Source organism: Paraclostridium benzoelyticum, assembly GCF_001006285.1.
GTDB lineage: Bacteria > Bacillota > Clostridia > Peptostreptococcales > Peptostreptococcaceae > Paraclostridium > Paraclostridium benzoelyticum.
Window position 1 is genome coordinate 1 of sequence record NZ_LBBT01000168.1, and the last position, 12,201, is coordinate 12,201.

Annotated in this window: 9 protein-coding genes; 4 read left to right on the top strand and 5 right to left on the bottom strand. The window is 29.9% G+C overall.

What is annotated here, in order from left to right; translation table 11 throughout:
• Positions 1-30: 30 nt before the first annotated feature.
• Positions 31-1,266 (top strand): LL-diaminopimelate aminotransferase, encoded by a 1,236-nt coding sequence (locus VN21_RS07780; RefSeq protein WP_046822744.1) that lies wholly within the window; start codon positions 31-33, stop codon positions 1,264-1,266.
• Positions 1,267-1,315: 49 nt separating this feature from the next.
• Here VN21_RS07780 and VN21_RS07785 read toward each other — a convergent pair whose 3' ends face one another.
• The 3 genes from VN21_RS07785 to VN21_RS07795 form a co-directional block, all read right to left on the bottom strand.
• The gene (locus VN21_RS07785) at positions 1,316-1,630 is read right to left on the bottom strand and encodes a phage holin (RefSeq protein WP_046822745.1); all 315 of its coding nucleotides are present in this window, start codon (positions 1,628-1,630) and stop codon (positions 1,316-1,318) included.
• A 64-nt stretch (positions 1,631-1,694) separates the two neighbouring features.
• Positions 1,695-3,287 (bottom strand): DEAD/DEAH box helicase, encoded by a 1,593-nt coding sequence (locus tag VN21_RS07790; protein ID WP_046822746.1) that lies wholly within the window; start codon positions 3,285-3,287, stop codon positions 1,695-1,697.
• Between the two features lie 148 nt (positions 3,288-3,435).
• A complete protein-coding gene (locus tag VN21_RS07795; protein WP_046822747.1) occupies positions 3,436-4,392 on the bottom strand; it encodes a calcium/sodium antiporter in 957 nt (318 codons plus the stop codon).
• Between the two features lie 279 nt (positions 4,393-4,671).
• Between VN21_RS07795 and pflB the strand changes: the two genes are divergently transcribed.
• Together pflB and pflA are read left to right on the top strand one after the other, a co-directional pair.
• The gene (pflB, locus tag VN21_RS07800; RefSeq protein ID WP_046822748.1) at positions 4,672-6,903 is read left to right on the top strand and encodes a formate C-acetyltransferase; all 2,232 of its coding nucleotides are present in this window, start codon (positions 4,672-4,674) and stop codon (positions 6,901-6,903) included.
• Positions 6,904-7,164: 261 nt separating this feature from the next.
• A complete protein-coding gene (gene pflA, locus VN21_RS07805) occupies positions 7,165-7,899 on the top strand; it encodes a pyruvate formate-lyase-activating protein (RefSeq protein ID WP_046822749.1) in 735 nt (244 codons plus the stop codon).
• 40 nt (positions 7,900-7,939) lie between these two features.
• On the opposite strand, the gene thiI is transcribed toward pflA, so the two are convergent.
• Entirely contained in the window at positions 7,940-9,118 is a 1,179-nt protein-coding gene (gene thiI, locus VN21_RS07810; protein ID WP_046822750.1) for a tRNA uracil 4-sulfurtransferase ThiI, read from the bottom strand.
• 16 nt (positions 9,119-9,134) lie between these two features.
• Complete coding sequence (locus VN21_RS07815; RefSeq protein WP_046822751.1) at positions 9,135-10,286, bottom strand: cysteine desulfurase family protein; 1,152 nt, start codon at positions 10,284-10,286, stop codon at positions 9,135-9,137.
• Positions 10,287-11,171: 885 nt separating this feature from the next.
• On the opposite strand from VN21_RS07815, the gene VN21_RS07820 reads away from it, so the two are divergent.
• Positions 11,172-12,167, top strand: a complete 996-nt coding sequence (locus tag VN21_RS07820; protein WP_046822752.1) for an asparaginase — start codon at positions 11,172-11,174, stop codon at positions 12,165-12,167.
• Positions 12,168-12,201 lie beyond the last annotated feature (34 nt).

Genomic DNA, 12,201 nt, shown 5'->3' on the forward strand with positions numbered 1-12,201 from the left:
TTATACTAAATTAGTTTTGGAGGAATAATAATGGATTTTATTGACAACAAAGTTTCTACCCGACTTGGTGGTTCATCATTTTTTGAAAGCAATGATAAACTCTATAAATTTGAGAAAATAAAAAAAATAACAAAAGAGGTTAAATCTAAGTTTCCTGATGTAAAACTTATTGATATGGGAGTTGGAGAACCAGATCAAATGGCTGATAGTTCTATTGTTGATATATTATGTATGGAAGCTGGAAAGCCTGAAAATAGATTTTACTCAGACAATGGAATTATTGAATTTCAAGAATCAGCTTGTAGATATTTAAATAATATGTATAATTTGAAAAATATAACTCCTGAAAATATAGTTCATGGAATAGGCTCTAAACCAGTACTTGCTATGATTCCACTATGTTTTATAAATCCTGAGGATATATGTCTAATGCCATCCCCTGCATATCAAGTACTTGGAACATATTCTAAGTTTTTAGGTGGTGAAATTTATAAACTCCCTTTATGTCCCGAAAATAATTTTTATCCAGATTTAGACAATATACCTGCAGATATAAAGAAAAGATCAAAACTTCTATATTTAAATTATCCTAATAATCCTACCGGTCAAATCGCAACAAAAAAATTTTATGAGCATGCAGTTAAATTTGCAAAAGAAAATGATATCATAATTGTTTCTGATTTAGCTTACGGAGCTTTAACTTATGGAGACTGTATTCCTCTTAGTATTCTTAGTGTTGATGGGGCCCTTGATGTCTGTATAGAAATTCATTCTTTATCAAAAGCATTTAATATGACTGGTTGGAGGTTAGCATTTGTTGTAGGTTCTAAAAAAGCTATGCAACTATATTGTGCTATAAAAGGCCATACTGACTCTGGTCAGTTTAGGGCTATTCAGAAAGCAGGCGCTTATGCACTTGATAACTATCATAACTTAATTAATTTAAATAAAGAAAGATATTCAAGAAGATTTGATTTGTTGATTGATGTTTTAAATCAAGTTGGATTTAAAACAAATAAGCCAGATGCTGGATTTTATTCTTATGTGAAAATACCTAAGGGTGTTAAAAATGGAGTTAGATTTAGTAGTGCTGAAGAAGCAAGTCTTTATATACTTTCTCATGCTTTAGTATCTACCGTTCCTTGGGATGATTGTGGAAGTTTTCTAAGGTTTTCAGTTACCTATGATGCAAATTCTTTAACTGATGAAATTAACGTAATGAATGAACTTAAAAGAAGACTATTATCTTTAAACCTAGAATTCTAAATCTAATAAAAAAAGGGTGTTCCAAAATATTTGAAACACCCTTTATGTTCTATAATTTATTATTTAAAATTAATTTTTTTATTTCATATACAGATGATTCAATTAATCTATCTATTTCTTCATCACTTAACTTATTTTTAGTTAGTTTCTTTAAATGATCTACTGCAATTTGTTTCTTTTCTTCAGAAGTTAAATTTGTTTGTGTTTGCTCTATACTCATTACAATCATTTTAGCAATATTGTAATATGAACTTAATTTTTCACTACCTATTTTATTCTTTAAATATATTATTAAATATCCGCCTCCTACTGTTATAACTACAGATATTAACCATATTAACATTTGAAATACTGTTTCTGACAAATAAAACACCTCCTTTTGAAGTCTTATTATAGATTATTCAAAAGGAGGCAAACTTGTCCCTAATTTATTGTTTTTTTCTTTTGTTATTTGCTTTTTCTATATTAACTTTATTTCCTTTTATTTTTATGTTCTTCATCTTATCAAGAACTTTTCTAGTGTGTTTCTTTGGTATCTCCACAAAAGTATATTTATCATATATATCTATAGTTCCAACTAATTTTCCTGGTATTCCAACTTCTCCAGCTATAGCTCCAACGATGTCTTTAGCTTGAACTTTTTGTTTTCTACCTATATTGATAAATAATCTAGTCATTCCAGACTCTGCACCTGTGCTATGACTTTCTTCTATTATTTCTTCTTTCGCCTCGTCACCTAGAGCTAACTTAACTAAAGCAGCAGCTATATCTAAAGTATCATAATCTTCCTCTTTGCAGAAGTTCTCTAACCATTGTACTTGTTTTGTTAAATGACCTTCTTCTATAGTAGATTTTACTTGATCAAAGAATAAGCTTACTTTTTTCTCTTCAACATCTGATATTGAAGGTATGCTATGCTTTTCTAATTTAGATTTAGTGTATCTTTCTATATCTTTCATCTTTCTCATTGCTTTTCCGAAAACAAAAGTGAATGATATTCCATTTCTACCAGCTCTTCCTGTTCTTCCGATTCTGTGTACATAGTACTCTTCATCTTGTGGTAAATCATAGTTAAATACAGCTTCTACATCATCAACATCTATCCCTCTAGCAGCAACATCTGTAGCAACTAATATATCTATAGTTCCATTTCTGAACTTATCCATTACTATATCTCTTTGAGTTTGCTTTAAATCTCCATGTAATGCATCTGCGAAGTATCCTCTTGCTTGTAAATCACTGACTAATTCATCAGCACCTCTTTTTGTATTACAAAATACTACTGATAATTTAGGGTTATATACATCTACCAATCTACATAATACTTCTAACTTATTAGCAGATTTAGTTTCTATATAGTATTGTTTTATATTAGGAACTGTAAGTTCTTTTCTAACTATTTTTACATGCTCAGGATCTTTTTGGAATCTTTTTGTTAAATCTAATATTCCTTTAGGCATAGTAGCTGAGAAGAAAGTTGTTTGTCTATTTTCAGGAGTTTGATTTAAAATCATTTCGATATCTTCTCTGAATCCCATATCTAGCATTTCATCCGCTTCATCTAATATAACCATTTTTACTTTATCTAACTTTAAAGTCTTACGATTTATATGGTCTATTATACGACCTGGAGTTCCTATAACTATTTGAACCCCACTCTTAAGCGACTTTATTTGTCTGTCTATAGGTTGTCCTCCATATACAGGTAAAGTTTTTATCCCGTGCATGTACTTACCTATTTTTCTTATTTCACTTGAAACTTGTATTGCTAATTCTCTTGTTGGACATAAAACTACCGCTTGTAGACTCTTGTCCTCTGGGTCTACCATATCTAATATAGGTATACTAAATGCTGCTGTTTTCCCCGTACCTGTTTGTGCTTGACCTATAATATCTACTCCAGTAATTATTTTTGGTATTGCTTGTGCTTGTATTGGAGATGGTTCCTCGAATCCCATTTCTAATACAGCTTTTTTTATGTTCTCATTTATTGGTAAATCATCGAATTTAACTATATTCATATATTGTTTCCTTTCCGTTATCAATTTATATTAACTTTATCAATTATATATTTTTTTTAAATATTATGCAATTAATATTTTATCCTAATAGTAAATATCGTATTCAATTTAAAGCAAAATAGAGGGTATTATATAACCCTCTATTTTTTTATTTTATATATGTAAAATATATAACAAATAAATACAGTAAATATGTAAGTAGCATTAAGACGCCTTGAAGTCGATAAATTTTTTCCTTTATAATTGTAGGAACTGTTAAAATTAAAACTAATACTATCATAAATGGAAAATCTATAATTGATGTTTGTTTAAGTATTGGCGTATCATTTATAAAAGATGATATAGATATTACTGAAACTATATTTAAAATATTAGCGCCTAATATATTGCCTACAGATATAGCATTATGCTTCTTTTTTATAGCTGTTAAGCAAGATACTAACTCAGGAAGCGAAGTCCCTAATGCTATTACAGTTAAACTTATAACTCCCTGTGGAACTCCGATATATTCGGCTATTATTATTCCATTATCCACCAATAGCCTAGAACCTATTATCATCATAATTATTCCTACTATAAATAAAAAACCTATTTTCAACATATTGATTGATTTTACATCTTTCCTCGCACTCGCATCTGATACTAATCTCATTTTAGTTTTAGGTATACTCTTGTAATTGTTAATCATGTAAATAATTAACATTCCCATTAGAGCCATAGCATCTTTTCTATCTATAACTTTATCCAATCCTAATACAATTAAAATAATTATAGATATAATTAATAATGTAGCTTTTGAATTAAATACTTTTTTATCAACTTTAAAAGGCCTAATAATTGCTACTAATCCAAGTGCTAACCCAGTATTGCAAATTATAGACCCTATTGCATTTCCTAAACTCATTGTTGTGTGCCCTTTTATTGATGCACATAATGAAACTGTCAATTCAGGAAATGTAGTTGCTAGGCTAACTATAGTTGCACCTAAAACAATTTCAGGTATGTTGGTTTTTTTCCCTACAGATATAGTAGAATCTATAAAAATATCAGCACCCTTTGTTATAAGTATAAATCCTATTATAAATAGACCTATTATAAATATCATTATATCCCCCCTTATTAAATACATATTCAATCAACTTAATTCTATATGTATAAAAAATTTTAAAATTATTCTTAAAATTTATGTTTATTCGACATTTTAACCGGGTATCATATGAATATAACAAAATAACAGAAAAATCTATCAAAAAAGAAAAGATAGTGTAAAATTCTGTATACAAAATACTAATTCTATGTTATGATTATATTGTTTAAAAAATATCTAGCTAGATTTTATAAAATAAATATACTCAACACATATAAACTTAAGGAGGCTATCAACATGAATGCATGGCAAGGATTCAAAACTGGTAGATGGACTAAAGAAATAAACGTAAGAGAGTTCATACAATTAAACTACAAACCATATGAGGGAGATGATTCTTTCTTAGCTGGAGCAACTGAGAACACTAAAAAATTATGGAATGAAGCTATGGATCTTTTCAAAAAGGAAAGAGACAATGGTGGAACATTAGACGTAGATACTGATACTGTATCTTTAATAGATGCATACGGTCCTGGTTATATAAACAAGGATTTAGAAACAGTAGTAGGTGTTCAAACTGACGCTCCTTTAAAGAGAGCTGCAATGCCTTTCGGTGGAATAAGAATGGTTGAAACTTCTTGTGAAGCTTACGGATACAAATTAAACCCAGAAATAAGTGAAATATTCACTAAGTACAGAAAAACTCATAACCAAGGTGTATTCGATGCTTATACTCCTGACATGAGAGCTGCTAGAAGTGCTGGTATAATAACTGGTTTACCAGATGCTTACGGTAGAGGTAGAATAATAGGTGACTACAGAAGAGTTGCTCTATACGGTGTTGATAAATTAATACAAGATAAATTAGATCAAAAAGCTTCTTTAGAAGTTAGATGTATAGATGAAGAAGTTATAAGATTAAGAGAAGAATTATCTGATCAAATAAAAGCATTAGAAGCATTAAAGAAAATGGCTGCATCTTACGGATTCGATATAGCTCAACCTGCTACTAACGCAAAAGAAGCTGTTCAATGGACATACTTCGGATACTTAGGAGCTGTTAAAGATCAAAACGGAGCTGCAATGTCTTTAGGTAGAGTATCATCTTTCTTAGACATATACTTCGAAAGAGATTTAGCTGCTGGTGTATTAACTGAAGAAGAAGCTCAAGAAATAATGGACCATTTCGTTATGAAGTTAAGAATGGTTAGATTCTTAAGAACTCCTGAATACAACGATTTATTCTCTGGAGACCCAACTTGGGTAACTGAGTCTATAGGTGGTATGGGATTAGATGGTAGAACATTAGTAACTAAAAACTCATTCAGAATGTTAAATACTTTATATACTCTTGGACCATCTCCAGAGCCAAACTTAACAGTATTATGGTCTACTCAATTACCTCAAGGATTCAAAAACTTCTGTTCTAAAGTATCAATAGACACAAGTTCTGTTCAATACGAGAATGATGATTTAATGAAGCCTTACTGGGGAGATGACTACGGTATAGCTTGTTGTGTATCTGCAATGAGAATAGGTAAACAAATGCAATTCTTCGGAGCTAGAGTTAACTTAGCTAAGACTTTATTATACGCTATAAACGGTGGTGTAGATGAGAAGAAATTCAAGCAAGTTGGACCTAGATTCGAGCCTATAACTTCTGAATACTTAGAGTACGATGAGGTTATGCAAAAATTCGATATGTTTACAGATTGGTTAGCTAACTTATATGTAAATACATTAAATGTAATCCACTACATGCATGATAAGTATTCTTATGAAGCATTAGAAATGGCTTTACATGATAGAGACGTATTCAGAACTATGGCTTGTGGTATAGCTGGTTTATCAGTATGTGCTGACTCATTATCTGCTATAAAATACGCTAAAGTTAAAACTATAAGAAATGAAGAAGGAATAGTTGTTGACTTCGAAGTTGAAGGTGATTTCCCTAAATACGGAAACAACGATGACAGAGTTGATGATATAGCTGTTGAATTAGTTGAAAGCTTCATGAACAAGATAAGAAAGAACAAGACTTACAGAAATTCTTATCATACTCAATCTATACTTACTATAACTTCAAACGTTGTTTATGGTAAGAAAACTGGTAACACTCCTGACGGAAGAAGAGCTGGTGAGCCATTTGCTCCAGGAGCTAACCCAATGCATGGAAGAGATAATAGCGGTGCTTTAGCATCATTATCATCAGTTGCTAAATTACCATACGAGCATGCTCAAGATGGTATATCTAATACTTTCTCTATAGTACCAGGTGCTTTAGGAAAAGACATGGATGAAAGAGTAAACAACTTATCTTCAATGATGGATGGATACTTTGCTCAAAACGCTCATCACTTAAACGTAAACGTATTTGATAGAGCTACTTTAGAAGATGCTATGGAGCATCCAGAAAAATACCCTCAATTAACTATAAGAGTTTCAGGATACGCTGTAAACTTCATCAAGTTAACTAGAGAGCAACAATTAGACGTTATAAACAGAACATTCCACGGAAAAATGTGCTAATTATAACTTAATAGAAATGTAAACATATTATAACAATCGATTATCAAAGTATATTCAGAGTGCAAACCTCATCAGTTTGCACTCTTTTTTTCTAAGTACTAAAATAAATAAATTAAGTATAAATTCCCATGAATTAAAAAAACTATTTAATAGACTTTATAAGTTTAATGTTTTATAATAGTGGGTAGAAAGTATAATGTATACAATTATTTTAGATGATAAATTTTATTAGTATAATATATAATTAACGAGGTGGATAAAATGGTAAAAGGTAGAGTTCATTCAATAGAAACATTTGGGACTGTAGATGGTCCTGGAATTAGATTTATATTATTCATGCAAGGTTGTCCTTTAAGATGTAAGTACTGTCATAATAGAGATACTTGGGATGTTAAAGGCGGAACTGAATACACTACTGATGAAATAATAGAACAAGTAAAAAAATACTCTTCTTATATGAAATTCTCGGGAGGAGGTTTAACAGTTTCTGGTGGTGAAGCTACTCTTCAACCTGAATTTTTAAAAGATTTATTTAAAAAAGCTCAAGAAAATGAAATTCATACATGTTTAGATACCTCTGGTTTTGTAAACATAGATGTCATAGATCCAGTACTTGATTACACAAATTTAGTTTTACTTGACTTAAAGCATATGGTACCTGAAAAATGTAAAGATTTAGTAGGTGTTAGCATAGATAAGACATTAGAATTTGCTAAGCATTTAAGCGATAGAAATATACCGGTTTGGATAAGACACGTTCTTGTTCCTGGAATAACAGATGATATAGAAAACTTAGAGCTTATGGGTAAATTCATTTCAACTCTAAAAAATGTTGATAGAGTTGAATTACTTCCTTATCATACTCTAGGTGTTCATAAATGGGAAAACATGGGATTTGAATATGAGTTAAAAGATGTTCCAGATGCTACTAAAGAAGATATAGAAAAAGCATCTAAAATACTAGCTGAGTTCGGTGTAATAGCTCATAATAAATAATAAAAAAGGATCTATACAAAATGGTATAGATCCTTTTTTATTAAAATTCAAATACTTCAACTTCCATATTATCGATTGCGTCTTGTATTAGTTTTTCTATATCTAAAGATGACTCTGATTTCTCTATTCTATCTAATTTAGGTTTTGTTACAGGACTTTTTGGAGAAAATACTGTACAACAATCCTCTTCTGGTATAACTGATGTTTCAAATGTTCCTATTTTTTGAGCTATTTTTATTATCTCTGATTTATCCATTGCTATAAGAGGTCTAAATACAGGTAATGATACAGAAGCATTTGTACAAGTTAATCCTTGTATAGTTTGAGATGCAACTTGTCCTATACTTTCTCCTGTAACTAATGCATCACAGAATCTCATTTCTCCTACTCTTTGAGCTATTTTCATCATAAATCTTCTAGATATTATAGTCATTTCTTCTTCTTTACATGATACGCCTATTGCCTTTTGTATTTCTAATATATTTACTTTATGAAGTCTAACTTTACCACAATATTTTGCTAGTATCTGAGCTAAGTCCCTTACTTTTTCTTGTGATTTTTCACTAGTAAATGGATAACTGTGGAAATGTATAGCTTCAATTTCTACTCCTCTTTTTGCAACCATCCAAGAAGCAACTGGACTGTCTATTCCTCCAGATAATAAAGACATTGCTCTACCATTTGTTCCAACTGGAAGACCTCCATAACCTGGAACTGTATCACTATATACCATTACATGATTTTGTCTATATTCGCAGTGTATAGTTGTCTCTGGGTTTCTAACATCAACTTTTATTCTATCTTTTACATTATAAACTAAAAATCCAGCTATATCTTTACTCATTTCTTGAGAAGTTAATTCTAAACTCTTATCTCCTCTTCTTGAAGTAACTTTAAACGATTCAGAACCCTCTTCTATCTTTTCTTCTAAAAGTTGTAGCGCTAGTTGCTTTAATTTATCATAGTCTTTTTCTGCTCTTATACCTGGGCAAACTCCTACAACTCCAAATACTTTTTTGATTTCTTCTAATACTTCTTCATAGTCTTCTGCATATTCTCCTAAATCAACATATATTCTTCCATATTCTTTATATACATTAAACTTTCCTATAGGAGCTAACATGTTTTTCACATTTTTTATTAATTTATTTTCAAATATATATCTATTTTTTCCTTTTACACCGATTTCTCCATACTTAACTATAGCTATATTATACAAATTTATCACCTCTTAATTATCGTCTTCTTATTATAAATCTAAGTTCTTCTACTGATTTTTTTATTATTTCACAAGCTTCATTTATTTCTTCTTCTGTTGTCATATCCGATAAGCTAAATCTTATAGCTCCGTCAATTTCTTGTGGAGTAAGCCCTACTGCATTTAAAACATGGCTTCCCTTTTTCTTTGATGAACAAGCTGATCCTGTAGATACAAATACACCCTGCTGTGCTAAATGATGAAGTAGTACCTCTCCTTTAACATCTTTAAATGATATATTTAATATATGACATACACCGTCCTCAGGAGAATTCACTTTAATATCATCTATATTTTCAACTATAAAATCTTTTAGTAAAACTTTTAGTTTTTCTATTTTCTCTATTTTTGAATTTAAATCTGACATTATTATATCTATAGCTTCTCCTAGTCCATATATACCAGCTACATTTTCAGTTCCAGATCTTATTCCTATTTCTTGTCCTCCACCAGTTAACATAGGTTTTATTTTGTTATTTTCCTTTACGTACATAAATCCAATACCTTTTGGTCCGTGTAATTTATGTCCACTAACACTCATAAAGTCTATGTTATATCTAGATGGTTTAAAATTGATTTTAGCAAATGACTGAACTGCATCTACATGTAAATATACTTTTTCCTTTAACGTGCTTAGATACTTACCTACTTCTTTTATAGGTTGTATACTTCCAATTTCATTATTTACATGCATCATACTAATTAATATAGTATTCTCTTTTATTGCATTTTTTACATCATCTATATTTACTATTCCTTTGTCATTTACTTTTAGATAAGTAACTTCAAATCCTTGTTCTTCTAAATCTTCCATCGTTCTTAAAACTGATGGATGTTCTATGTTTGTCGTTATTATATGATTTTTTCTCTTTTTGTGAAGATTTGCAATACCTCTTATAATTGTATTATTAGCTTCTGTTCCTCCTGATGTAAATATTATTTCTTTATCTTTACATCCTATACTTCTAGCTATTTCTTGTCTTATTTTTTTTATATTTTTTTCAACTTCAACACCTTTTTTATGTACAGCTGAAGGATTTGCATAATCTGTAGTAAGTGCATATACCATTTTTTCTACTACTTTTTCATATGGCTTAGTTGTTGCACTATTATCTAAGTATATTTCCATACTAATACACCAACTTTCTTTGTATTTAATCATACTATTTATACTCTATATTATTGTCCCAATTAACTATGTAAATTATCATATAATTTTAGTGAAACTTTTACTATTATACCACTATTTCCTCTTTTTTTATATAGCAAAGCGCTATAATTACACACTTCTATTGCTCTTATTCTTTTTTTATATCTATTTTTATCGTAAATTAATGTTTTTTAAATTTTTTTGTCAAAACTATTGATTTTTCTGTCGAATCTTGGTATTATGTATACATGGTTATCCCCCTGATAACCTTAATTAAAATCTCTATTCCCAATACCCCTTTTAAATGGATGTATACATTCATTTAAATCCTACTTCTTAACGGAAAAGAAGTAGGTTTTTTTATGTTTAAAATCAATTTTCAATTTTAATTAAATATATTTTCAAAAACTGTTGATTTTTCTGTCGAATCTTGGTATTATATATACATGGTTATCCCCCTGATAACCTTAATTAAAATCTCTATTCCCAATACCCCTTTTAAATGGATGTATACATTCATTTAAATCCTACTTCTTAACGGAAAAGAAGTAGGTTTTTTTATGTTTAAAATCAATTTTCAATTTTAATTAAATATATTTTCAAAAACTGTTGATTTTTCTGTCGAATCTTGGTATTATATATACATGGTTATCCCCCTGATAACCTTAATTAAAATCTCTATTCCCAATACCCCTTTTGAACGGATAGACTTTATATCCAATGTTAAACTGACAACGGAAGTTAGTTTAACGCAAAAAGAGCTTCCCCAAGCTCTTTTTTTTTATGCTCAATTCTACATTTATCTCGCTTTTTTTGGTATAATTTAATGTATATATATAATAAAAATTTTAGGGGGTCGATACTATGCAAAACAAGAAAAAAGTAGCTATAGTATTTACAGGTGGAACTATTTCCATGACTGTGGATGAAAAAATAGGTGCTGCTATACCATCTCTATCTGGGGAGCAAATAATGTCTATGGTAACTAACATAGATAAAGTTGCTGATATAGAGATATACAACTTCGATGAGATTCCAGGACCTCATATGACACCTGAGAAAATGCTTAGTTTAAGAAATTATATAAACGATATAATTTCAAAAGACGAATTTTCTGGTGTTGTTGTTACTCATGGTACAGATAGTTTAGAAGAAACTGCCTATTTCCTAGATTTAACATTGAATACACCTAAACCAGTTATAGTTACAGGTGCAATGAGAAGTAGTGATGAACTTGGATATGACGGTCCAAGTAACCTTGCTGCAGCTGTTTGTACTGCTATTTCTGATGAAGCTTATAATAAAGGTGTTTTAGTTGTTCTAAGTAATGAAGTTTTATTAGCATCTGAAGCTACTAAGACTAATACACTTACATTAAATACTTTTAAATCTTTAACTTGTGGTCCTTTAGGAATAATTGACTGTGATAAACTTGTGTTATCTAGAGATATAGTTGATAGACAAACAATCTTAGTAGATAAAGTTGAGTCTGATGTTGCTCTTATAAAATCAGGTGTTGGCATGGATGATTCTTTTATAAAGTTTGCAGCTGATAAAGGATGTAAAGGTATAGTTATAGAAGCTATGGGTAGAGGAAATATACCTCCAGAAATGTTAAAAGGTGTAGAATATGCTAGAAGCAAAGATATACCTGTTGTTATAGCATCTAGATGCCATTCTGGTAGAGTTTTTGATAGTTATGGATATTTAGGTTCTGGTAGGGATTTAAGAAATCTAGGATGTATATTTGCTGGTGATTTACCTGGGCAAAAGGCTAGAATAAAGCTTATAGTTGCTTTAGGAAAAACAAATAATCTAAATGAATTAAAAGATATGTTTGAAGAAGGAATATACTATTAAATAAATAATAAAAAAGGTTATTCATATGAATAAC

Excerpts from the sequence above, each read along its gene's own strand:
- VN21_RS07780 (WP_046822744.1), top strand. The coding sequence starts at position 31 with ATGGATTTTATTGACAACAAAGTTTCTACCCGACTTGGTGGTTCATCA.
- VN21_RS07790 (WP_046822746.1), bottom strand. The coding sequence starts at position 3,287 with ATGAATATAGTTAAATTCGATGATTTACCAATAAATGAGAACATAAAA.
- VN21_RS07795 (WP_046822747.1), bottom strand. The coding sequence starts at position 4,392 with ATGATATTTATAATAGGTCTATTTATAATAGGATTTATACTTATAACA.
- pflB (WP_046822748.1), top strand. The coding sequence starts at position 4,672 with ATGAATGCATGGCAAGGATTCAAAACTGGTAGATGGACTAAAGAAATA.
- pflA (WP_046822749.1), top strand. The coding sequence starts at position 7,165 with ATGGTAAAAGGTAGAGTTCATTCAATAGAAACATTTGGGACTGTAGAT.
- VN21_RS07815 (WP_046822751.1), bottom strand. The coding sequence starts at position 10,286 with ATGGAAATATACTTAGATAATAGTGCAACAACTAAGCCATATGAAAAA.
- VN21_RS07820 (WP_046822752.1), top strand. The coding sequence starts at position 11,172 with ATGCAAAACAAGAAAAAAGTAGCTATAGTATTTACAGGTGGAACTATT.